We start from the raw sequence: 24,116 nt of genomic DNA, 5'->3' as shown, positions 1-24,116 counted from the left end.
GTATCGTTTTTTGGGCCTTCGGCATCCAGGGAGTATCTGCAGCCTGGCCAAGTGCATGCTGTAAAACTATGCCTACTTCATGTGGTTTGCGGCTCAGTCATGAACCGGCTTTGAAACCGTAACCCTTTGTCAAAGGGGCTTCAATAAAATTAAAAAGGCTCCCTTTGGAGCCTTTGGGCTTATCTAAGGCTAAAACCGGTAGGTGACAGAGACCCCAAAGTTACGGGGATCGACTATTGCCGCATAGCCATCCGGGTAGTTACGGGCAGCCGGAGAGCGACTCAACACGGCTTTCTCATCAAAGGCGTTGTTGACGAAGGCGTTGAAGATCCAGTTGTCAGTCTCATAATTGAGCGACATACGTGCCAGCACATAGTCACCGGCAACTCGTTCCTCTGTGTTCTCAAAGTCACCATAGTACTCACCGACATAGTTGGCGGAGACACTGAAGGTAAGCTGATCTGTCAGCCAATACTGGGCACCGAGATTGGCGGTCATTGAGGGGGCCGAATCCAGTTCATTGCCCTTGGCAGAGGCATAACCTTCTCCAGGTTCCTTGATTTCCGAACTCAACAGCCCAAGGCCGCCGTGCAGGCGCAGATCCCGGGTCACCATGGCTGAGGCTTCAAACTCGGCACCATAGGTAATCACCTTGTCCATGTTGATAACCCGTCTGGCAGAGCCCGTGGCCTGATATCCGTCGTAGTCGTTGTAGAACAGGTTGGCGCTCAGGTTGATATTACCGCCATCCAGGCTGGTTCTCAGCCCAAGTTCATAGGCGTTAACGTACTCTTCATCGTAGAAGTAGAACTCATTTTCCGGGAAGCCTATCGCCGCACCGGCGGCGTTGTAGCCACGGCGACCGCTTAAGGAGACTGTGGTCTCGGCATTGATATCGTACTGCAATACCAGCTTGGGCAACTTGATGGTCTTACTGTTGTCCAGGGTATCTTCTATGGGCGTTTGCGGCTGCTTCATCCAGAAATTACGCAGCTGGGATTCCCGTTCAACCCTGCCTCCGGCGGTGATCCTGAAGTCATCGGTGACGTTATAGGTAAATTCGCCGAAAACCGCCTTGGAGTCACTATTGTCGTCGCCGCGATAAACCGTACCGCCGCTACTGTTGAAGTCTTGATCGCGCTTGAAATAGTAGAGGCCGATAAAGCCGCTGTAAAGCTCGCTGTTAAGGCCAAAATGCAGCTTGGTTTCAGCCGTGGTGTTGGACTCCTCCATACTCACCACTTGCTCGGTAGCAGGATCCTTGTCATAGGTATCCATCACCCAGTGGTAGTTCATTCTGGCCAGCAAGAAGTCGACCGAAAAATTGTCACCGATCCTGTAGTCCAGCTTGATGCTGCCGGTATCTGATTCAGTGTCCATGTTTCTGGGGTTGATGGGCTGATACTTAAAGGGATCGTCACCACTGAAGTATTGCCGTCCCGTGTTGCCGCGCTCATGGTTTTTGGCATAGCTGAGCATGGCCTTGAGGCCGTCAATGGCTGCGGGCTCCCACAGGAGTTTGGCTCTTATTCTGTCTGTGTTGAGCTTATTCAGATCAAAGCCCGGCGGGTTAGCTTCATGGATAATCGGGTTGGCGTAAGTTTCACCATCGGTATGCTGCGCCGATAGGCGAAAGGCCAGTTCATCCTCAATCAAAGGGCCGGAGATGGCGGCGGCCGAGTCTATATATTGGCTCTCACTGCGGTAACCCACCCGAGCGGCACCCTGCCAGTCAAAAGTCGGATCCTTGGTCTTGATAAACATGGCGCCACCTATGCTGTTGCGGCCATTACTGGTGGATTGGGGACCGCGAAACACTTCAATTTGCTCTATGTCCCACATGCCGGTATCGCCGGTCAAATCCGCCATAAAAGGTTCTGCCACACCATCGGTTATGGTTGATACCCGGGTCTTGGCGCCGCCGGAAACCCCACTAAAGCCGGTGGCGGCGCCGTTACCGGAAATCCCGCGGATATTGGGCATCTGCCCTGACAGCACTACCAGGTTGGGTATTTCTGAGATGGCGTCATGCACCGACAGGTATTGCAGCGTCTTAAGCTGCTCCTCGGTGATGACAGATACAGATGAACTCACGTCTTTCAATGATTTCTCTGTCTTTTCCCCCAAAACGACAATTTTTTCGATTGATTGATTTCCGCGCTCGACAGCATCGTCGGCAAAGGCCGGTGATGCCAGCATAGCGAGCAGCAGGGCATTGAGCTTAAATTTATAGCTAGGCATGAGTATCTGTCCTGATTAACAAATGAAGCGAATGAGTAAATAAGCGTTAAGTGGGGGACAAAGTTATAGACCTATAAATACGATCGCAAGTGATAATTGTTATCATTTGATAAAATGTGATCGAATGCCGGAATACCTTTTGTAACCGGGACAAAATGGATACACCAAATGAGCTGTTGCAGACGAAAGGATAGATGGAGCAAGTATCTGAGCGCTCACAAGGTGAGTTGTCAGAGTTAAGTTTGCTCTTGGAGGGAAAATACGAACAAAAGGCTTGCTGTCGCTTTGATAATCAGGCCTTTGCAATTGTTCGGGCGCAGTTGAAGTTTACGGCTACTTGAAAGCCACACTCCGGATAAGTGAGCATGGCTTACCTGAGGGGTTATAGTCGTTTGGCGCCCGAACTCCATTTCCGGCCAAGCCCAAGGAAAACAGACAGTTATTAAACCGTCTGCTCGGTCTTGGGCGCGAGTTTGTGCCGTTTATGCCTTGATTGTTTATCATTGGGAGGCCGGTTCTTTAACGGTTTTCCCATTGGTCTTTTGGGTGAATGTGTCGCTTTTTTGCCCGTAGCTTGTCTTGGGCTTTTGCCGTCGGCATCCGGTTTTCTTCGTAATCGGCAATGTTTGGGAATTCTGGCTATCACTTCGGCAAACAGGTTTCTGTGTTTCCCGGCGGCGCCCGGGCGACTCAGAAACTCGAGATCGCCGAAGAAGAGCAAGCTTTGCTTGGCGCGGGAGCAGGCCACATTGAGTCGTTTCCAGTCGAGAATAAAACGCAGGTTGCCCTGGGTTCGCACCGTAGAATAACAGACTATCTCATCTTCGCTGCCTTGAAAGCTGTCCACCGTATTGATGCGGATATTGAACTGACCCAACCGATATTCGCCACTTGCCGCGGGCGATGATAACTCGCTCATCAGGGCACGGATCAGTCGTTTCTGGGCGCCATAGGGGGTGATGACGGCTATGCCCAGAGGCGTGGCAGGCTGATGAGTCACCCGCACGTCAGTGGTGTTCCCCCGGTGGTTATTTTTGTCTGCCAGGTTCTTAATAAAGGTGACTATCGCCTCGGCTTCTTCGCGATTGTACTTACTGGTGCCTTCTTGTTGCTGTTGACCGGCGACATCTTTCCAAATCAAGGTGTGCGGCAGGACGAAGTCTTGTTCATTCAGTTGTCGGCCGTTGAACAGTTGTCGCTCACCATTGGGGCTGTAAAAGAGCTCGGCGACCAGATCGCCTATCTTTTCCGGCATTCGGAACTGTTCAGCCAAAAAGCTTTTGCTTGTGGGCGGCAATTGATCATAGAGGCCTTCAAAGAAACTGGTTTCCAGGAAACATTCGTTCAAAAAGGGCAATTCGTCATTGGCTTCATCTGTCTGCAGTAGCGGCGCAACGCTGGGAGGCAGTTGGAAATGATCGCCTATCAGTATCACCTTGCGGGCTCTGAGCAGAGGGATCATGAGTTCGGGTACCGTGGAGCGACCGGCTTCATCAATGATGACGAGGTCGAACCTGAGCTGATCTATGCTTTGACGTCTGGAGGCGAGCCCAACGCAAGTTGCGCCAACCAGATTATGATCTGCCAGTAACATCCAGTTGAGCTCTTTATCAAGCCTTTGTTGTTCCTGCTCTGTGCCCAAAACGCCGTACAGCCAACGGTGAGCCAGCTCAGGCAAAGGTTCGGCTTCGGTTGTACAGGCCAGGGCACTGCGGCGACTTCGCTGTTCAAAGTCATTCAGTTTTTGTTTAATGGTGTAGTCACTGAGCTTGCCACTGACCTTGTCATCGGCCCCAATTCTCAATAGCCGCACCTCTTGCTTTTCCAGCAAGGCTTGGTGTAAATCAATAAAGCGTGCCAGGGCGTTGTCTACCGCCGCATGTTGCTGCGATACCAATAATACCCGGGTCTCTGGACGATGGTGGAAAATCTGATGCAGCATCTCCACTATGCAAGTGGTCTTGGCGGTACCCGGCGGCCCCTGGATCAGAGCAAGATGCTGCTCACTGAGTGCTGTGCGGATAACCTGTTTCTGGCGTTCGGTCAGTTGGGTATTTTGCCAGCAAAGATCTTCACGCAATCTGTGTTGCCAGAATGGGTCCTGTTGCGGCGTATAGCTGCCCGGTGCCAGAAGTATCTGCTTCAGCCTGGGCTCGACCAAGGCATCGTTACGAAATGCATCCAAAGCCGCTTGTTGTCGCTGCAGCGCTTCGTCAAATAACTTGAGACTGAGCCGCAGGCTGGTTTTTGTTGCACCGACTTGAGTGGATTGCAGCTCTTGTGCCCATTTTTGCGGTAGCCTCAGCTGCAAACTACCGGAATCGATAGTCACTTCCAGGCGGTTTTGTTGCCGGGCGGGAAGGGGATTGAGCCAGACAAATTCGCCTGCAGCGGTTTCGCCCCAGTATTCGAGGGTGCAACGAGGCGAAAAACCACTGCTTTGCTGCGCTTTGAACCCGGCTTTGAAATTTGTCAGCAGCTGGTGCTGACTGTCATCGACTATAAAGTGCAGCAGTAAGTCCTGATCTTGCTCCTGCAGTTTGTCGGCCCGTCCCACCAAGGTGATATCCAACTGCGCCTGCTGATAATCGAGCACGCTTTGCCACTGACCCAGCATCTTCAGTTGTGCCATCCGCGCCTGGCTGTCGGCTTCACTGCTGCTCAAGTGATTGATAAAGGCGACAAGGGCACTGATACCATCCGGATTGGCCAGCACACTGGACTCAAGAGCACTGTCTGCAGGGATCAACATAAAGGGCAGTTCATACCCCTGACCTCTGTCTTCAAAGTCTTCGACATCGCTGACCCGCAAACAGGCTTGCTTGGTATCAATTTGGCAGTTTAGCGCCAGAGTGTGGCGGGCCAGTTGCAAGTCACCACTGTCCTGTTCCATATCTGAATGGAGCAAGCGCCAGGGGGTTGGATCATCCGCCCGCAGCGCCATGAGCTCTTGCTCAGAAAACAGCTCCGAAGGCAGGTAAAGATAGAGTGAGCCTTCATCTGTGCCGCCGAGTTCGGCCGTGTCCAGCATATTGAGTTGAATTCTTCCCCGGGATTGCTGCTGGCCGGGACTGGCATCCAGCGTCAGGTTGTAAAGCTCAGGCCAAGCCTGTATCTGTTGGCCCGGCAACAGTTCCAACATGGGGTTGGGAGTCATTTGCCTTGGCAGAAAGGCGGATATGGCCTTGCCTTGGGTATGGGCCAGATAGCCTTTGGCTACCCGGCGTTCAATTTCAAATGCCATTGGCCTGGCCGCCATTATCGCCTCTACCCAGGCGACACCTCTGGCGACACAGGCATAGAATAACCGGGTGCCATTCTTGCCGCTGCGTTGGTGAGTTATTTGCAATGGAATGGCTTGTGGATCGTCATAGCTGAAAAACAGCTTGCGCTGCAGGTCGTTGCTCCAGCCCTGCAAGCCCAGGTTATTGCCAAGATGCAGCCTGCTGTTGAAGGGCAGGTCTCTATCCAGTTCATCTTGCTCTACCAGCACCACTTTTCCGACATAGAGCCATTCTGCAGGTAAGGTCGGGCTCGGTGGCGTAAGCTCATCCAGGCGTTTTTTGAGTTCAGATACTGAAGGCTCGGTGTCGAGCGTATCCCGCACGGCTTTGAGTTGTGCCAGATACCAGTCGAGATAGTCTTTGTAGGCAACCAGGCGGCTGCGGGCATCTTCTACCTGACAATAACTTTGCTGCAGCGCCCGGCGCCGATAGGGGCTGAGCCCCTCATCATTGAGCTCTGTGGCTATTTGCTCGGGTAACAGTTGGAGTTCGGCGTCTATCAGGCTGACCTTATTCAGCAGCTCATGATGTTGAGCTTCCATTTTGGAGCAGAGTTGCTGCAGCGACTGACTTAACTGTAGAGCTTGCTGCCTGTCGTGCTCTGCCGCCATGCTGTTATAACGCCGATTGAGAGCGTCTATGTCTCCGCGCAACTCGTCGTGGCGCTGATGCTCTTTAGCTGTGGCTCTATCGAACAACCAAGCGGTCGCAGTTGCTGTGACAGTAACCCCTATGCCTATGATGATGGCTGGCAGCACTCAATAAACTCCTGGATTAAAGGTTTGGCAATTTATGCAGCAGTTGCAGCAGCTGATATTCTTCATCGCTGGCTTCACCCAAACTCACCTTACGGCGCAAAATCTCAATCGTCTGCTCGCGACTTTGATGATCCTGCTGCCAGCGTTGGTGGGCCTGTTCATTGAGTTGATGTTCATTGTCGGCCTTGAGCCTGTCGAGGGCGATTTCCTGACAGCGCTCCTGATGTTTGAGTTGTGCCTGACGTAATTCGTTGTCGGACAGCTCTATCTCTTTTAATGCTTCGGCTTTGACTCTTTCAGTTTCCGCTCTGGCAGTTTCCAGTTGGTTGTAACTCTGATAAGCACTGACCGCTTCTTTGGCTAGTGCAACGACTTCTGCGCCGCTTAGCTCCGGGGTTTTGCTTTGTGCTTTGGCTGGGGACTTGGTGCCAATACGGCTGGGAGTTTTCATTTGTGTATGCCCTCTGAACTTCAATAGCCCTGATTTAGGTGAATAGGGTTGATGATAGTGAATCGCAAATCTTTAACTAAGCTTGGTGTTACTCAAAAGCGCCGACCAAGCACAAGAGTTGTGCCTTCATTAACTCATCGGTCAGTCTGCTGAGTCGTCTGAGCTCTGGGCACTCACGGCGCGCGGTACTTCTCAGGTGTTGCAACTGTCCAAGAAAGATCTCCAGACTCTGGCGGCGACTTTGCAGCTCTGTGACAAGTTGAGTCGTCAGTTGATTGTCGTGCTGTAATCTGTGTTGCAGCAGTGTCATGCGTTCCTCGGCCTCCATTTGCCAGAGCGTTTGCTCCAGTGCCATCTGTTTGCTGAGGTTTTTGAGTTGATGCTGCAACGTACGTTTTTGAGCTTGCAACTGCTCGGTGACTTCTTTGGCACGCTGCAGCTTAAAATAGGAGTTGAGGCAGTCCAGTACAGAAATGGCGGCATCGACCCACACCAAGACAGGGTTAACCCCTTTGGCGCCGCGCATCAGTTGATAACCTATTCGGCCAGCCTGGTAGAGCCTCGCTTGCCGGGCACTGCCGACTTCCAGGGTCTTACTGGCAAACAGTGAAACAGTTTTCATTGGTTTGGCTCCAACGAGGTTTCAAATTGTGCCTTGAGTGCCGTCATCAGCTGCGGCTTGTCGAGTCGCAGCGGGCGCAGGTTCTGGTTCAGAGTGATGTGACGACTAATGCCGGTATCAAGGGGCTGCTCTTTCGCGGCGATGACTTGCAACAGTTCGCTTATGGGCTTTTCAGCGCTCTTGGGCCAACTAGCGTTGCCCTCGACTCGCTCGCTGGTGTTGATAACGGCGCCGCTCAACTGGCACAAGTGGAGTTGACTGGTTGGGGGACTTGCCAGTGCTGAGTCGAGCAGGGGCGGCACTGTGTAATTGGCCTGATATTCGAGCACCGGTGCTTTTAATAGCAGTGTGCCGCGTTTTTCCGAAGTTAATGATGTTTCGCTATCAAGCTCGACCCAGGCATAACGAAGCTCTGTTTCATCGCCGATAATCTCAAGCTGTGGCTGCCAGGCAGTACGCTGCTCCTGCAACATCCTGTGATACTTGGCCGGACAAAGCTGTTGCATCAGCTCGGTTAGCTCCCCTTGATTTTCCAGGCTGGAGGCCAGTCGGCGGTTCAGTCTTTGCTGTTGCAGCACCTGCTGAATATTCCAGTCTGTTTCGTACTCTCTCAAGGTCATCCAGGGTTCGGAGGGGTTGTTTTTCAATAACAGCTGTTCATCGTGGCACCAAACGGGATTGAGTTGTGGATCCATCACATCAAGCCACAGCACAAAGCTCAGCTCAGTCAGTTCACAAGCCAGCGCCATCTGACTCCCTTGTGGGGTTAATTGGCGCAGGTCATCTTCCAGCCAGCCGAGCGCACATAAACGTTCCAGCAGTGGCGTTAGTTGTGAGCTTGTCAGTGCGGTAACTTGCTGGATCTGTTCCTGAGTTACGCCGTATAAGGTAAAAGACTGCAGTAAAAAGCGTGAGACCTTACCCAGGATTTCCAACTGCTGATGACGAAAGCTCAACCGATAACGACGCATGGGCAGCAGAATATTCAAAGGGGCTGGAAGGCTATTTGTATGGGCCACGGTTGGATCTTACTTATCTGTTTAGGCTGGAGGTTTATGTCGTGAAAGACGGCGCAAACCTTAACACGAAAGTTGAGATAAAAAACCAGACATTGAGTGTTTTTTTGAAAAAAATATTAATATATGCAACAGCTTGCATAAAATTGATTCAATATTATTTCAAAGCTTGTCAGCGAGTGTGTTATTGCGCCTACTATGAATCTGTGTCGATAGCAGTTGCCAGTGAGGTGTTAAATAATCATTGAACATTCGTTCTGCCAAGTGCAGCTTTACTCTTTGCCAAAGACAGGGAGAACTGTTGAGTCGCAGTAAGATTTGCTCCTTGAGCCATTGTTCATCGAAGCCCGCCCACTCACCACAGACGTCGAATAAATTGGGGCCACAAACAGGCGCAACTTCCCGATACAGAATATGCTCCAGTTCTTTTAGGGAATAAGGAGAAAGAGCACATACCCGGATAATGCCGGGGTAGTGCAGAGTGACATCGGTATCGAGAAACAAATCCGACATTGCGCTCCATACCGCTTGGCGGATGGGGAGTTTTGCGGTTTCCTCCAGCATGATATGGAAGGGGGATTCAGCCATAGGATCCTTCCTTTAGGGCTGTTATTTATGCACAGAGGGTAACCAAAGGCATCAGAGACATCAAGTTATCAAGCTCTAATTGCTAATTTAGCTGGGTAGATCCAATAAAAAGGCCACGGAAGTGGCCTTAGGGGGATTTATGGATGTGAGTTTATTTGACTCTCATGCCCGGCTGAGCACCTTCATGGGGCTCAAGGATCCACAGTTCTTTACCACCAGGGCCCGCGGCCAGCACCATGCCCTCAGACAGGCCGAAGCGCATCTTGCGAGGAGCCAGGTTGGCCACCATTACTGTCAGTTTGCCTTCGAGATCTTCCGGCGCATAAGCCGACTTGATACCGGCAAATACCTGACGGGTTTCGCCGCCGAGATCTAGCTGTAATTTGAGCAGCTTGTTGGCTTCAGGGACATGCTCGGCCTTCTTGATAAGCGCAATCCGCAGATCCAGCTTGGCAAAGTCGTCAAACTCTATGGTTGGGCTGATAGGGTCATCCGCCAATGGACCACTGGCCTTGGGGGTGTCTTCGGTTGCTTTGAGGCTTTCCTTGGAGGCTTCCACCATGGCGCTCACTTTATCGAGCTCGATACGTTGCATCATAGGCTTGAACGGATTGATTTGGTGACCGGCCATATCCATTGCCAAGCCGCTCCAGCTGAGTTCCAGCTTGAGGAAGGCTTCAACATCGGCGGCCAAGCGCGGCAGTACCGGCTTAAGATAAGTCACCAGAATACGGAACAAATTCAGCGCCACTGAGCATACCTGATGGGCGCGGGCCAAGGTTTCTTCGTTTTTCACCAATTGCCAAGGAGCTTCATCGGCAACGTAAGCGTTGGCGACATCGGCCAGCGCCATGATTTCACGCATCGCCTTGCCGTATTCGCGACCTTCATACAGCTCGGCGATCAGCTCCTGTTTGGCCAGAAAGGATTCGGCCAGGCTGTTGTCTTCCACTTTGGCCAGTTTGGCGTCAAAACGCTTGACGATAAAGCCGGCGGTGCGGCTTGCCAGGTTAACCAGCTTACCGACCAGATCCGAGTTGACTCTGGCGGCAAAGTCTTCCAGGTTCAGGTCCAGATCGTCAATGCGGCTGGAGAGCTTGGCGGCATAGTAGTAGCGCAGATATTCAGGATCCAGATGATCCAGGTAAGTACGGGCCTTGATAAAGGTGCCCTTGGACTTGGACATTTTGGCGCCGTTGACCGTGACATAGCCGTGGGCATAGACACTGCTTGGCTGACGGTAGCCGGCGCCTTTGAGCATGGCCGGCCAGAATAGACTATGGAAATAGACTATGTCTTTGCCGATGAAGTGATACACCTCAGCTTTTGAGTCGGCATTCCAGAACTCGTCAAAGTCCAGCTCCGGGCGCTTGTCGCAGAGGTTCTTGAATGAACCCATGTAGCCCACAGGCGCATCGAGCCAAACGTAGAAGTATTTGCCCGGCGCATCGGGGATCTCAAAGCCAAAGTAGGGCGCATCACGGGTGATATCCCACTGCTGCAGGCCTTGCTCGAACCATTCATCCAGCTTGTTGGCCATTTCACTCTGCAATGACCCTGAATGGGTCCACTCTTTGAGCATGGTTTCAAAGGCAGGCAGATCGAAGAAGAAGTGCTCTGTCTCTTTCATGACCGGGGTGGCACCGGATACCGCAGAGCGCGGATTGATCAGCTCGGTTGGGCTGTAGGTGGCGCCACAGGCGTCGCAGTTGTCGCCGTATTGGTCTTCAGACTTACACTTGGGGCAGGTGCCCTTGACGAATCTGTCCGGCAGGAACATGGACTTTTCCGGATCGAACAGCTGGGAAATAGTCTTGCTCTTGATATAGCCGTTATCGCGCAGTTTGAGGTAGATCTCGTTGGCCAGCTGGCGGTTCTCTTCGCTGTGGGTGCTGTGATAATTGTCAAAGGCAATATTGAACTCGGCAAAATCCTGCTGATGCTCTTGATTGACCTTGGCGATCATCTCTTCGGGTTGGATCCCCATCTGCTGGGCCTTGAGCATGATAGGTGTACCGTGGGCATCATCGGCACAGATATAATGACACTCATGGCCACGAAGTTTTTGAAAGCGGGACCAGATATCTGTCTGTATGTACTCGAGCATGTGGCCCAGGTGAATGGGACCGTTGGCATATGGAAGCGCGCTGGTAACAAGGATTTTACGTTGTGTAGTTGCCATCTTTTCTCTGTTAAATCTAGGCCCTGAAAGAATGGCATAGATACTAACCGATTAATCCGGCTTTTTCATCAAAACCTGACATGAGTGAGTTAATTCTACTCTAATAATCGCATCATTATCTGGTACACTTGGCGAAATTTATCAAAAGGGGATTGCGTTTTGTCTTCTGCTTCTCAGGACTATCGTCTCAGTGACGATCTGCTCGGTCCGGTTCTTGCCATTCTCAATGCGTTTCAGGATCCATACCTGGCCCAGGGTTTAGTCGATGCCGGTTGTATTCGTAAGTTGGATTTGGATGGTAAAAGGCTGCTGCTGACCATCTTGTATCCATATCCTTGTCAGACCCAATATCGCGATACTGTGATTGCGCTGACCAATGAGTTGTCCAAGCTCGATGCCATCGACGAGGTGGAGTGCGAGATTGGCTTTGAGCCTTTCAGCTACTCGGCCCTTGGCAATATTGCCCCTATTCCCAACGTGAAGCAGGTGATTGCCGTTGCTTCCGGTAAGGGTGGTGTGGGTAAGTCTACCACAGCGGTTAACCTGGCCTTGGCCCTGGCGGCAGAAGGCGCCCGGGTGGGTATTTTGGATGCCGATATCTATGGCCCCTCCATTCCATTGATGCTGGGGATCCCGACATTCAGACCTGTATCCCCCGATGGCGTGCATATGACAGCCGCCACGGCTCACGGTATCAGCGCCCAGAGTATTGGTTTCATGCTGACCGATGATCAGGCCGCCGTATGGCGTGGCCCTATGGCCGCTGGCGCTTTGGCGCAACTGCTCAATGAAACCCAATGGCCTGAGCTGGATTACCTGATGATTGACATGCCTCCGGGCACAGGGGATATCCAACTTACCCTGTCGCAGAAAGTGCCGGTCAGCGGCGCCGTGATAGTCACAACGCCTCAGGATATCGCCCTGGCCGATGCCAAGAAAGGTATCACCATGTTCCAGAAGGTGAACATCCCCGTCGTCGGTATTGTGGAAAATATGAGTTTCCATCTGTGTCCTGCCTGTGGTCATAAAGAGCATCCTTTCGGTACTCATGGTGGCAGCAAGATAGCCGAGCGTTATCAAGTGCCTTTGCTGGGTGCCTTACCTCTGCATATCAATATCCGTGAGGATATGGATAACGGTGAGCCGACTGTGGTGGCCGCGCCTGAGGGTGAAGTTGCCGGCATTTACCGGGATATCGCTCGCCGTGTGGGTGCCCAACTGGCAAAACAAAAGAATCACAGCGGTATTTCAATCGCAATAGCAGATGATGAGTAAGGTTTTCGCAGCATGAATTCGCCACAGTGTGTCGTTATCGGGATAGCAGGGGCTTCGGCGTCAGGTAAAAGTTTGATCGCCAAGACCATATTTGAAGAGCTATGCCGAGACTTAGGGACAGATCAGATAGGGGTTATCAATGAGGATGCCTACTATCGGGATCAGAGCCATATGTCCATGGAGGAGAGGGTCAAGACCAACTACGACCATCCCAAGGCGTTGGACCATGAACTGCTCAGCACTCACCTGGTAGCGCTCAAGCAGGGGCAAGCAGTGGACATTCCCTGCTATAGCTACGCCGAGCATACCCGCACCAGCGATACCTTGAAGATGACCCCTAAAAAGGTCATCATTCTCGAAGGTATTCTGCTGTTGACCGACCCTAAGCTGCGTGAACTGATGGATGCCAGCGTGTTTATGGATACACCGCTGGATATCTGTCTGCTGCGACGTCTGACCCGTGATGTGGCCGAGCGAGGCCGCACCATGGAGTCTGTTATCAGCCAGTACCAGAAAACGGTAAGACCCATGTTTCTGCAGTTTATCGAACCCTCAAAGCAGTATGCCGACATCATAGTGCCAAAGGGCGGCAAGAACCGGATTGCCACCGATATTCTCAAGGCCAGAATCCAGCATTTGCTGGCGAAATAACCACAAGTATCCAGGGAGCTAGAAGGCGAGATGCGATTAACTGATATCGAAATTGAACAATGTCTGGACGAGGGCAGCATAGTCATAGATCCCCGTCCCGGCATAGAGGCCATCAGTGGCGTGAGTGTTGATGTGCGTCTGGGTAACCAGTTTCGGGTGTTCAAGGATCACACTGCGCCTTATATAGATCTCAGTGGTCCCAAGGCCGAAGTGCAGGCCGCGCTGGATAGAGTGATGAGCGAGCAGATTGATATCGCCGATGGCGAAGCCTTCTTTCTGCATCCGGGCGAGCTGGCATTGGCGGTGACCTATGAGAGTGTTCACCTGCCTTCCGACATAGTCGGTTGGCTTGATGGTCGTTCATCACTGGCGCGTCTGGGCTTGATGGTGCACGTGACGGCGCACCGTATCGATCCGGGCTGGCAGGGGCGGATTGTGCTTGAGTTTTACAACAGCGGTAAATTACCGCTGGCACTTCGTCCCATGATGACCATAGGGGCACTGAACTTTGAGCGCCTGTCTCGTCCTGTGGCCAGACCCTACAATACCCGCAAGAACGCCAAGTATCGCGATCAGCAGGATGCGGTCGCCAGTCGGATCAGCCAGGACTGAGCCCTGGATTGCGCATGAGTGGTGTCTGGGTTCAGGGAAAAGAGCAGGATAGCGTCTGCGTTCGCGATCGAGGCTTTACCTATGGTGATGGCCTGTTTGCAACCATGGCGGTAGATGGTAAGGGACAGATAGCCTTTCTGAATGAACATCTTGCCCGCTTGACTCAGGGGGCGCTGCGTTTGGGTTTTGTCTGGCAGGCATCGGATGCCTTGCGCTCAAGCCTCAAGCGTATCGCCGCCGCCAATCCCCATAGCTGCCTTAAGTTGCAGCTCACCCGGGGAGAGGGGGGACGTGGTTATACGCCGTCGGCAGACGCTTTAGTCACCGAAGTCATCAGCCTGGCGCCATTGCCGGCGCATTACCCAGATTGGCAGCAAAAAGGGATTGCCCTCAAGACCTCATCCATCAGGCTTGGCAAACAGCCTAGGCTTGCCGGCATTAAACACCTCAACCGTCTGGAACAGGTGCTTATCAAGACGCAGTTATTGCCTGAAGGTTTTGATGATTGGCTGGTACTGGACTGCGACGATTTACTGCTCGAATCCTCGATGGCCAATCTGTTTCTGCTACTACCTAATGAGCAAGGTAAACTGACGGCATATTCACCGGCCATGAATTACTGCGGTGTCTCCGGAGTGATGCGACAGCAGTTGATTGTGGCCTTGCTCGACCAGGGCATAGATGTGCAGTTGTGTCCTATCAACACAGAGATGCTGCAACGGGCGCGGCACCTCTTTATCAGTAACAGTCTGTTGGGTTTGGTCGATGTTATTGCTGTGGATCAGCAAAGCTTTGAACTCTGGCCCGGCAGCACACCTCTTCGCAAGGCACTTGCTATCCAATTATGAAAAAATGCTTAGTTGCGGCCCTGGCCTTTGTGTTTACCCTGATGACTTTGGCACTGGGCGTCGGTTTTTGGGGTTATAGCGAACTCAACCGCTTTGCGGCCACCGAGCTTAAGCTGGATGAACCCAGAGAGCTGCTGCTGAAACGAGGCACCTCCTTTTACCAGTTGGGGCAAGAGTTGCAAAATCAGCAGCTGTTGGAGTTTGACTGGCACTGGAAGCTTTGGGGTAAGCTATACCCGCAGACGACCGCCATTCGCAGCGGTCTTTACCAGATTGAACCCGGCGACACACCTGTGTCTTTGCTGGAGCGGCTGGTGGCCGGTGATGAGAAGACCTTTACCCTGACGCTGGTAGAGGGCAAGACAATTCGTGAGTGGCAAGCGTATCTGCAGACCCTGGTGCATCTAAAAGTCAGCGACGAGCCGTTTATCGATGTGCTCGAAGCCCAAGGGGATAGCAGCGGCTTGCCGGAAGGCAAATTTTTCCCGGATACCTATCAGTATCGTGCCGGCACTGAGCTCAATACCCTGTTGACCCAAAGCTTTATCAAGATGCAGCAACAGTTGGAGAGTATCTGGCAGCAGCGGGATCAGAGTATTCCGCTCAAGAGTCCCTATGAACTCTTGATCCTGGCTTCCATTATAGAAAAGGAAACTGGCCTGGCAGAGGAGCGCGGCAAAATAGCGGCGGTATTTGTCAATCGCTTGAAAAAAGGCATGCGTTTGCAGACAGATCCCACCGTAATTTACGGCATGGGTGAGCGCTTTGATGGCAATATCACCCGTAAAGATCTGCGTGAAGAAACGCCATTTAACACCTATCGTATTTTTGGGCTGCCGCCAACGCCTATTGCCGCGCCCGGGCGGGAAGCCTTGCTGGCGGCCGCACACCCGGAAGCCGTAGAGTACCTCTACTTCGTTTCCCGCAATGACGGCAGTCATATATTTTCCCGTACACTGGCCGAACATAACCGCGCCGTGAACCAGTATCAGAGAAAGAGATAATGCCACAAAAAGCCACTGCAAAATTTATCGTTATCGAGGGCCTGGAAGGCGCCGGTAAGTCCAGCGCCATCGCATTGGTGCGAGACTTTATCGAAAAACATACCGGTAAGGCACCTGTCTGTACCCGTGAGCCGGGCGGTACCCCGTTGGCGGAGAAGATCCGCGACTTGGTGAAGGTGGCCGATGCAAGCGACCCTCTGTGTGATGAATCTGAATGTCTGCTGCTGTATGCCGCCAGGGCGCAACTGGTGGCCCGAGTGATCAAGCCGGCACTGGCCGAGGGCAGTTGGGTACTCGGCGACAGACACAACCTGTCGTCCCTGGCTTATCAGGGCGGTGGTCGAGGTTTGATGCCATTGGTCAGCGCAGTCAGTGCCGCCACCCTTGGGGATTTTAAACCAGACTTGACCCTATATCTCGACATAGAGCCAAGCCTTGGGCTAACCCGCGCCGCCAACCGTGGTGAGCTGGATCGAATCGAGCAGCAGGAACTGGCCTTCTTTGAACGCACCCGTGCCACCTATCTGAGCCTGGCACAACAGGACGACAGCATAGCGGTTATCGACGCCAGTCAGAGCATGGCCGAAGTACATAAAGATATTCTGGCTGTGTTGCAAACCAAAGATTGGTAAGCACGCGGTATAAGGAGTGATGAAAGTGGACATGCCCTGGTTGAGTGACGCCAAAGCCCGTTTTATGCAGCAACTGCACTCGGCTCAGATGCCTCATGCCTTGCTGCTGGGGCTTTCCCAGGGCTATGGCGGCCTGAAGCTTGCCGAAGAGATAGCCGCGGCGGCCCTGTGCAGCGAACCCACAGCTTGGGGAGAGTGCGGTCATTGCAAGAGCTGCCAACTGCTGCTCGCCGGCAATCATCCCGATTTTCATCTTCTCGAAGCCGATGGTAAACAGATTAAAGTGGATCAGGTGCGGACGCTTTGTCAGGATCTGACCTCCACGGCCCAGCAAGGAGGGCAGCGTGTGGCGCTTATCGCCCAAAGCGAGCGCCTCAATCAAGCTGCGGCTAATGCACTGTTGAAAACCCTGGAAGAGCCGGGGCAGGGGACGCTGATTATTCTACAGACCGACAGCACCGCCGGGCTGCTGCCGACCATATCCAGTCGTTGTCAGAGAGTGCAGGTAAAACTGCCGGACAAGAGTGCCATTCAGTCCTGGTTGGCGCAGCAATTGCCGCTGCCGGCCGATGTTACCTGGTGTTTGCCCGTCGTCGGCGGGCCGCTAAAATTGGCAGAGGTTTTGCAATCTGACAGATACCAGACCTTATTGGATTATCGCCGCGATTGGCGCGCCAGTTTGTTAACGGGTCATCTCTGTGCTAGTTTGTTAGCAGTAGGTGAAGAACAAATCTCTGATGTACTTAGAGTTTTATACTTGGTGTTGCATAGAGAGCTGTTAACCACCGAAGGGGAGGACCCCTTGCTACGGACGCGAATAGCGACCCTGGCTGCCAAGGTGATGGATACCTGTAATCGTCTGAGCCAGATGCCGAGTGTCAACTACTTGGCGCTTTGCCAGAATTATGTCTTAGAATATAAGAGACTGAAAACTTAAAAAGTATCCTATGGTCGATCTGACAGTGAATTTTGACACCCTGCACCAGTTGTATCGTGCTTACATGCCTTTTATTCAGCCGGCGGGCCTGTTTGTGGCAACGACCGAGGGGCATTTCCTCGGTCAGGAGATCCAGATAGGTTATCGTTTGCCGGGCTCCACTCATGTCAATGAGTTTCAGGGGGTCGTGGTGTGGATTAACCCGCTCGGCGCTTCCGGAGGACGGCCGGCCGGAATAGGGGTTAAAATTCTCTCGGATCCCGAATCACACAAGCATCATATCGAAAAACTCCTCTCCAGAGAGCTGGCCTCGGGCGATTTGACCTGCACTATGTAGGGCGCTATCCTTGCCGTCCTTTTCTATTTTGGGTGGATGTTCAAGTGTTAGTTGATTCCCATTGCCATCTCGACCGCCTCAAAGCCGCGCCGGATCCCGACAGTCTCAGTCAGTTGCTCGATGCCGCCAAGGCTCGGGGGGTAGACTATTTTCTTTGCGTCAATGTCCGGCAAAAAGGTTTTGCAGAGATGAAGGCCAAAGTCGCCGGGTTTGAGCAGGTGTTCCTGTCTTCCGGGGTGCATCCTCTGGATGTGAAAGAGGGATTGGATCTCAATGAACTCAAGCGTTATGCCGCCGACCCGAAAGTTGTGGCCATTGGCGAGACAGGGCTGGATTATTTCTATGCCGATGATACCAAGGCCTTGCAGCAACAATGCTTTGAGCAACAAGTGGCGCTGGCAAGAGAAGTGGCCAAGCCTTTGATTGTTCATACCCGGGATGCCAGAGAAGACACCATAGCCATATTGAAGAACGGTGGCGCTGAACAGTGCGGCGGGGTACTGCACTGCTTTACCGAGAACTGGGAAATGGCCAAGGCGGCGATGGATCTGGGCTTTTATATTTCGGTTTCCGGTATCGTCAGCTTTAAAAATGCCGGTGAGCTACGAAGTGTTATCCGTAAAATCCCCAAAGACAGGCTGCTGGTCGAAACCGATTCGCCTTATCTGGCACCCGTGCCTCACCGGGGAAAAGAGAATCAGCCGGCCTTTGTTCGTGATGTCGCCGAGTTTGTTGCCGAGCTCAGAGGTGAGTCCTTTGAAGAGTTGGCCCAATACACCACAGATAACTTTTTTACCCTGTTTAAGGATGCCGCTAAACTAACAGGTAGAAGCTAACTCAATGAAACAGAAAGGCTCTTGCGTATAGCAGGAGCTTCTGTTTTGCGTTGTGAGTAAATGGCCTGTGAGGCAAGGTGGGACAACCTACTCAGATGACGGTCAGATATATTCGCCTTTGTCAGGACAAGAGGCCAGTACTCTGATCTCGCCGTCATCCTCTTTCTGCTCCAGGGTTACATCAAATCCCCACAATCTATGCAGGTGTTTGAGTACTTCCCGGCAACTGTCTGCCAGAGGAATGCCGTTACTGGGGATATACCTCAGTGTCAGCGAGCGATCGCCATTGACCATAACATTGTGTACCTGAATATTGGGCTCATTGTTGGACAGATTATATTGTGAAGACAAAATTTGCCTGATCTCCCGGTATCCCTGTTCATCATGAATGGCAGATACCGACAGATAGTTTTTGCTTTCATCATCGAGCACACCAAACAGCTTGAACTTGCGGATCATGGTGGGGGAAAGATACTGGCTGATGAAGCTCTCATCCTTGAAGTTTTCCATGGCAAAATGTAGCGTTTTCAGCCAATCGCTGCCGGCGATATCCGGGAACCAATATCTATCTTCTTCAGTTGGCTGTTCGCAGATGCGGCGAATGTCGCAGAACATATTGAATCCCAGGGCATAGGGGTTAATGCCGTTGTAATAAGGGCTGTTGTAGGGGGGCTGAGCCACCACATTGGTGTGACTTTGTAAAAACTCCAACATAAATCTGTCGGTGACCAAGCCTTCGTCATAGAGATGATTGAGCAGGGTGTAATGCCAGAAGGTGGCCCAGCCCTCGTTCATTACCTGGGTTTGACGTTGCGGGTAAAAATACTGCCCCATCTTGCGTACGATACGCACCAGTTCCCGTTGCCAGGGCTCCAGCAATGGAGCATGTTTTTCGATAAAGTAGAGAATGTTTTCCTGTGGCTCTGACGGAAAACGTTTTTGCTGTTTGGCTTCCTCCTTGGTCTGCTGTGAAGGGATGGTGCGCCACAAGTCGTTGACCTGGGTTTGCAGATAGGCCTCGCGCTCTTTCTGGCGCGCCTGCTCTTCACGAAACGAGATTTCTGTTGGGCGCTTGTAGCGGTCGACGCCATAATTCATTAAGGCGTGGCAGGAGTCCAACAAGTTTTCCACCTCATCTATGCCATATTTACGCTCGCATTCACTGATGTATTGCTTGGCAAAGACAAGATAATCAATGATGGAACCGGCATCTGTCCAGGTGCGGAACAGGTAGTTGTTTTTGAAGAAACTGTTGTGGCCAAAGCTGGCGTGAGCTATCACCAAGGCCTGCATGGTGAGGGTGTTTTCTTCCATCAGATAGGCGATACAGGGGTTGGAGTTGATGACTATCTCATAAGCCAGCCCCATCTGGCCGCGCTTATAACCCTGCTCGGTTTCAATAAAACGCTTACCGAAGGACCAGTGAGTGTACCCTATGGGCATCCCAATGCTGGCGTAGGCGTCCATCATCTGCTCGGCGGTGATCACCTCTATCTGATTGGGATAGGTCCCAAGACGATAATGCTCCGCGACCCGGGCGATTTCCTTTTCATAGGTTTCCAGCAGCTCAAAAGTCCATTCAGGCCCGTCGCTCAGTGGCTGGCGTGTTTTCATTTTGCTCATAATCGCTTCCCCTTAAACCGCCTGCTTCTTGAACAATTCGCGGAAGACGGGATAGATATCCTCCGCCTGGCGAATATGTTGTACCGCCATATTATCGAATTGTTTTTGCAGGGTTTCATATTCACGCCAGAGCGTCTGGTGCGCCCTGTTGGTGATTTCTATGTAACTGAAATAGCGTACTACGGGTAGCAGTTGTGTTTCGAGGATCTGATAACAGGTGGGCGAGTCATCTGCCCAGTTGTCGCCATCGGATGCCTGGGCGGCATAGATATTCCATTCATTGGCCGGATAGCGTTCCTGTTGAATTTCGTGCATCAGTTTCAGCGCACTGGAAACTATGGTGCCGCCTGTCTCCTGAGAGTAGAAAAACTCATGTTCATCCACTTCTTTGGCCTGGGTGTGATGACGGATATAGACGACCTCTAGATTCTTGTAAGTGCGGGTTAGAAACAGGTACAACAATATATAAAAGCGTTTGGCCATATCCTTGGTGGCCTGATCCATGGAGCCGGAGACATCCATAAGACAGAACATCACCGCTTGACTGGTGGGCACTTCCCGTTTGGCAAAGTTGTTGTAGCGCAGATCGAAAGTGTCAATAAAGGGGACCTTGGCGATGCGCTGTTTAAGCTCCTCAATCTCCTCTTTGAGTTGCAAAATCCGCTCGGCACTGGCTCCCGGGGTGTTTTCCAGCTCTGCCAGTTCGTTTTCCAGCTCCAGCAGTCGCCGCTTCTTTTCTGCAGACATGGCGGTGCGCCGCGCCAGAGACGATCTCAAAGAACGGACGATATTGATATTGGAGGGCACACCATCATTGGTGTAACCGGCTCGGTAAGTTTGATATTCCACCAGTTTGTTCAGGCGGTTTTTTTGCAGGTTGGGCAACTCAAGATCTTCAAACAAGAGCTCGAGGTATTCATCTTTGGAGATTTGAAATACAAAGTCATCCTGACCCTCGCCTGAGTTCGAGGCATCGCCCTTGCCGCTGCCACCACCGCCGCCCCCCTGAGGCCTGTCTATCTTGTCGCCGCGGGTAAATTGGTCGTTGCCCGGATGCACTCGCTCACGCACGCCGCCAGGGCCTTGATGGAACACGGGCTCGCTGATGTCCTTGGTGGGGATACTGATCTTTTCTCCCTTGTCGACATCTGTGACGCTGCGGTGAGTGACGGCATCACTGACCGCTTTTTTAATTTGTTGTTTATAGCGGTTAATAAACCGCTGACGGTTAACCGTGCTCTTTCCTTTGGCATTCAACCGCCTGTCGATAAAGTTCGCCATACGCACCTCCCAAAGCAAATACCGGGGCCCGAAGGCCCCGAAAGGGCACAGCTATGAAGACTTACGTACCCGTAAGTACCACTCGGACAACAGGCGCACCTGTTTCTTGGTGTAGCCTTTCTCCATCATACGATTGACGAAATCATCATGTTTGCGCTGATCGTCTGTGGAGGTCTTGGCGTTGAAAGATATGACTGGCAGGAGATCTTCCGTATTTGAGAACATCTTTTTCTCTATCACGGTTCTGAGTTTCTCATAGCTGGTCCATTGCGGGTTGTTGCCATCGTTATTGGCCCTGGCCCTGAGCACAAAGTTGACTATCTCATTGCGGAAGTCTTTGGGATTACTTATCCCGGCCGGCTTTTCTATTTTCTCCAATTCGGCGTTGAGTGCGGCCCGGTCAAACAGTTGGCCGGTTTCCGGATCTCTGTACTCCTGATCCTGGATCCAGAAGTCGGCATAGGTGACATAACGGTCGAAGATGTTCTGACCATATTCCGAGTAAGATTCCAGATAAGCGGTCTGGATCTCCTTGCCGATAAACTCAACATATTTAGGGATCAGATAGCCCTTCAGAAACTCCATATACCTTTCTGCGGTATCGGAAGGGAACTGCTCTTGCTCTATCTGCCGCTCCAGCACATAGAAGAGGTGCACTGGGTTGGCGGCAATTTCAGAATGGTCGAAGTTAAAGACCTTGGAGAGGATCTTGAACGCGAAGCGGGTCGATAGTCCGTGCATACCCTCATCGACCCCGGCATAGTCACGATATTCCTGGTAAGACTTGGCCTTGGGGTCGGTATCCTTAAGGCTTTCACCGTCATAGACCCGCATCTTGGAGTAGACGGAGGAGTTCTCCGGGGTCTTGATCCTTGAGAGCACGCTGAATTGAGCCAAGGTCTCCAGTGTGCCTGGGGCACAGGGCGCCTTGGTCAGTTCTGAATTGGCGATAAGCTTGCGGTAAATCTGCATCTCTTCCGACACCCGCAGGCAGTAGGGCACCTTAACGATATAAACACGGTCGAGGAAGGCTTCATTGTTTTTATTATTTTTAAAGCTGCTCCATTCAGACTCGTTGGAGTGAGCCAGAATAATGCCGTTAAAGGGCAGGGCCGATAAACCTTCGGTACCGTTATAGTTTCCTTCCTGAGTGGCGGTCAGCAGTGGGTGCAGCACCTTGATCGGTGCCTTGAACATCTCCACAAACTCCATCAAGCCTTGGTTGGCACGGCACAATGCTCCTGAATAGGAGTAAGCATCGGCATCATTCTGGGCAAAGTGCTCCAGTTGGCGAATGTCGACCTTGCCCACCAGAGAAGAGATGTCCTGGTTGTTGTCATCTCCTGGCTCAGTTTTGGCGATGGCAATTTGATCCAGCACCGAAGGAAACACTTTGACGACTCGGAAGCGAGAGATATCGCCGCCAAAGTCATGCAAGCGCTTGACCGCCCAGGGCGACATTATGCTGCGCAGATAACGGGTCGGGATCTGGTACTCTTCCTGCAACAACTTGCCATCTTCCTCGGCATCAAACAGGCAGAAAGGGTGGTCGTTAACCGGACTTCTGACTCCATCGGCGCTGAGAATATAGATGGGCACTTGTTGCATCAAGGCCTTGAGCTTCTCTGCCAGCGAAGATTTACCGCCACCGACAGGTCCCAGCAGGTAAAGGATCTGCTTGGATTCTTCCAGCCCTTGGGCCGAGTGTTTAAGGTAAGAGACTATCTGCTCTATGGCATCTTCCATGCCGTAGAAGTCTTTAAACGCTGGATAGCGAGAGATTAAGCGGTTGGAAAATATCCGGCTCAGAACCTGATTTTTGGAAGTGTCGATCACTTCCGGCTCACCGATGGCGATTAGCAGTCTTTCTGCTGCCGAAGCGTAGGCGCTGCGATCTTGCTTACAGATTTCGAGAAACTCCTGTAATGTGTATTCTTCATCGAGTTTCTTCTCATAGCGCTGTTGGTAGTGCTCAAATATGCCCATGTTAAACCCCCTGAAACGCCAAATATGTCTGGGAAGGGAACTGTCTTTGGCAGTCACCTACCATTAATCTTAGACACTAATTTGTGTTGCATGTCAAAAAAACATAAATAAAAACAAAGGCAAATAGTTGCAAAAGCAATAGTTGCACTTGTGGCGTGAAGGAGCGTTATGAGCTTACGATGGTTGGATTTGTCGGTGAGGAAGTGTTTGTGAACCATAAAAAAGGAGCCATCAGGCTCCTTTTCAGTGACTCAGTTTGATGAGAATTAACCGGCGAAGTTTTGGTTAACAAAATCCCAGTTAAGCAACTGCCAGAAGTGCGCCATGTAGTCAGGGCGAACGTTACGGTAGTCGATGTAGTAAGCGTGTTCCCAAACGTCAACGGTCAGCAGTGGGGTTACTGAAGCATCAGTCAGCGGAGTAGCTGCGTTGCTGGTGTTAACGATAGCGACAGTGCCATCCGCCTTTTTCACCAGCCAGGTCCAGCCGCTACCAAAGTTGTTGACCGCGGACTCGGTGAACTGAGTCTTGAAGGCTTCAAAAGAACCGAAAGCAGCATTGATGGCTTCGGCTACAGCACCAGTGGCTTCGCCGCCGCCGTTAGGCGCCAGACAATTCCAGTAAAAAGTGTGGTTCCAAACCTGAGCTGCGTTGTTGAAAATACCGCCGCTGGAGGTTTTTACTATCTCTTCCAAAGATTTGTCTGCGAATTCAGTGCCTTCGATCAGACCGTTCAGCTTAACCACGTAAGTGTTGTGGTGCTTACCGTAGTGGTATTCGATGGTTTCCTGAGAAATGTGGGGTTCCAGTGCGTTCTTGGCATATGGTAATGCGGGTAATTCGAAAGCCATTAGTATCTCTCCATGGACTTGGTTTATCATTTTCAGACTTGCTCACTGCCACCTATTGTACCGATAAAATTTGTGAAGTGAATCATTGTTTGAGTGATTGA

The 24,116-nt window shown here is 51.9% G+C and carries 20 protein-coding genes; 9 read left to right on the top strand and 11 right to left on the bottom strand.

Annotated features, from left to right (window positions below; all coding sequences use genetic code 11):
- Window positions 1-189: 189 nt before the first annotated feature.
- The 7 genes from SIL79_RS18220 to metG form a co-directional block, all read right to left on the bottom strand.
- Window positions 190-2,241 (bottom strand): TonB-dependent receptor, encoded by a 2,052-nt coding sequence (locus SIL79_RS18220; RefSeq protein ID WP_162206979.1) that lies wholly within the window; start codon window positions 2,239-2,241, stop codon window positions 190-192.
- A gap of 442 nt (window positions 2,242-2,683) precedes the next feature.
- A complete protein-coding gene (locus tag SIL79_RS18215) occupies window positions 2,684-6,283 on the bottom strand; it encodes a DEAD/DEAH box helicase (RefSeq protein ID WP_162206978.1) in 3,600 nt (1,199 codons plus the stop codon).
- Window positions 6,284-6,299: 16 nt separating this feature from the next.
- Entirely contained in the window at window positions 6,300-6,734 is a 435-nt protein-coding gene (locus SIL79_RS18210) for a hypothetical protein (RefSeq protein ID WP_039033959.1), read from the bottom strand.
- 88 nt (window positions 6,735-6,822) lie between these two features.
- Entirely contained in the window at window positions 6,823-7,356 is a 534-nt protein-coding gene (locus SIL79_RS18205) for a hypothetical protein (RefSeq protein ID WP_039033960.1), read from the bottom strand.
- Entirely contained in the window at window positions 7,353-8,375 is a 1,023-nt protein-coding gene (locus SIL79_RS18200; protein WP_071477178.1) for a non-structural maintenance of chromosomes element 1 family protein, read from the bottom strand. The genes SIL79_RS18205 and SIL79_RS18200 overlap by 4 nt, the downstream gene beginning before the upstream one ends.
- A 159-nt stretch (window positions 8,376-8,534) precedes the next feature.
- The gene (locus SIL79_RS18195; RefSeq protein ID WP_071477179.1) at window positions 8,535-8,960 is read right to left on the bottom strand and encodes a DUF7079 family protein; all 426 of its coding nucleotides are present in this window, start codon (window positions 8,958-8,960) and stop codon (window positions 8,535-8,537) included.
- 151 nt (window positions 8,961-9,111) lie between these two features.
- Complete coding sequence (gene metG / locus SIL79_RS18190; protein ID WP_039033962.1) at window positions 9,112-11,142, bottom strand: methionine--tRNA ligase; 2,031 nt, start codon at window positions 11,140-11,142, stop codon at window positions 9,112-9,114.
- 159 nt (window positions 11,143-11,301) lie between these two features.
- Between metG and apbC the strand changes: the two genes are divergently transcribed.
- From apbC to SIL79_RS18145, 9 genes are read left to right on the top strand one after another with little or no spacing between them, the layout of a single operon-like run.
- Window positions 11,302-12,417 carry an iron-sulfur cluster carrier protein ApbC gene (apbC, locus tag SIL79_RS18185; RefSeq protein ID WP_039033963.1) on the top strand — a complete coding sequence of 372 codons (1,116 nt, stop codon included), beginning with the start codon at window positions 11,302-11,304 and terminating at the stop codon, window positions 12,415-12,417.
- A 12-nt stretch (window positions 12,418-12,429) separates the two neighbouring features.
- Window positions 12,430-13,068 (top strand): uridine kinase, encoded by a 639-nt coding sequence (udk, locus tag SIL79_RS18180; protein WP_039033964.1) that lies wholly within the window; start codon window positions 12,430-12,432, stop codon window positions 13,066-13,068.
- A gap of 30 nt (window positions 13,069-13,098) precedes the next feature.
- A complete protein-coding gene (gene dcd, locus SIL79_RS18175; protein ID WP_071477180.1) occupies window positions 13,099-13,680 on the top strand; it encodes a dCTP deaminase in 582 nt (193 codons plus the stop codon).
- A 14-nt stretch (window positions 13,681-13,694) separates the two neighbouring features.
- Window positions 13,695-14,528 carry an aminodeoxychorismate lyase gene (gene pabC, locus SIL79_RS18170; RefSeq protein WP_144361279.1) on the top strand — a complete coding sequence of 278 codons (834 nt, stop codon included), beginning with the start codon at window positions 13,695-13,697 and terminating at the stop codon, window positions 14,526-14,528.
- Window positions 14,525-15,532, top strand: a complete 1,008-nt coding sequence (mltG, locus tag SIL79_RS18165) for an endolytic transglycosylase MltG (protein ID WP_144361280.1) — start codon at window positions 14,525-14,527, stop codon at window positions 15,530-15,532. Before pabC ends, mltG begins: the two co-directional genes overlap by 4 nt.
- On the top strand, window positions 15,532-16,164 hold the full coding sequence (tmk, locus tag SIL79_RS18160) for a dTMP kinase (RefSeq protein ID WP_025887713.1): 633 nt from the start codon (window positions 15,532-15,534) through the stop codon (window positions 16,162-16,164). The genes mltG and tmk overlap by 1 nt, the downstream gene beginning before the upstream one ends.
- 19 nt (window positions 16,165-16,183) lie before the next feature.
- Window positions 16,184-17,101, top strand: a complete 918-nt coding sequence (holB, locus tag SIL79_RS18155; RefSeq protein WP_162206977.1) for a DNA polymerase III subunit delta' — start codon at window positions 16,184-16,186, stop codon at window positions 17,099-17,101.
- Window positions 17,102-17,111: 10 nt separating this feature from the next.
- The gene (locus SIL79_RS18150) at window positions 17,112-17,438 is read left to right on the top strand and encodes a PilZ domain-containing protein (RefSeq protein WP_025011164.1); all 327 of its coding nucleotides are present in this window, start codon (window positions 17,112-17,114) and stop codon (window positions 17,436-17,438) included.
- Between the two features lie 44 nt (window positions 17,439-17,482).
- The gene (locus SIL79_RS18145) at window positions 17,483-18,274 is read left to right on the top strand and encodes a TatD family hydrolase (protein ID WP_039034016.1); all 792 of its coding nucleotides are present in this window, start codon (window positions 17,483-17,485) and stop codon (window positions 18,272-18,274) included.
- A 102-nt stretch (window positions 18,275-18,376) separates the two neighbouring features.
- Here the strand turns inward: SIL79_RS18145 and SIL79_RS18140 are convergent, their stop codons facing one another.
- From SIL79_RS18140 to sodB, 4 genes are all read right to left on the bottom strand, one after another.
- The gene (locus tag SIL79_RS18140) at window positions 18,377-19,897 is read right to left on the bottom strand and encodes a SpoVR family protein (RefSeq protein WP_162206976.1); all 1,521 of its coding nucleotides are present in this window, start codon (window positions 19,895-19,897) and stop codon (window positions 18,377-18,379) included.
- A 12-nt stretch (window positions 19,898-19,909) separates the two neighbouring features.
- The gene (locus SIL79_RS18135; RefSeq protein WP_162206975.1) at window positions 19,910-21,178 is read right to left on the bottom strand and encodes a YeaH/YhbH family protein; all 1,269 of its coding nucleotides are present in this window, start codon (window positions 21,176-21,178) and stop codon (window positions 19,910-19,912) included.
- A 51-nt stretch (window positions 21,179-21,229) separates the two neighbouring features.
- Complete coding sequence (locus tag SIL79_RS18130; protein WP_100142661.1) at window positions 21,230-23,164, bottom strand: PrkA family serine protein kinase; 1,935 nt, start codon at window positions 23,162-23,164, stop codon at window positions 21,230-21,232.
- Window positions 23,165-23,430: 266 nt separating this feature from the next.
- Window positions 23,431-24,015: a superoxide dismutase [Fe] gene (gene sodB / locus SIL79_RS18125; protein ID WP_162206974.1), complete on the bottom strand. Its 585-nt coding sequence runs from the start codon at window positions 24,013-24,015 to the stop codon at window positions 23,431-23,433.
- Window positions 24,016-24,116: the final 101 nt, after the last annotated feature.

Origin of the sequence: Shewanella indica (assembly GCF_033842865.1) — a bacterium.
Classification (GTDB): Bacteria; Pseudomonadota; Gammaproteobacteria; order Enterobacterales; family Shewanellaceae; genus Shewanella; species Shewanella indica.
This window is presented reverse-complemented; position numbering and strand designations above follow the sequence as displayed.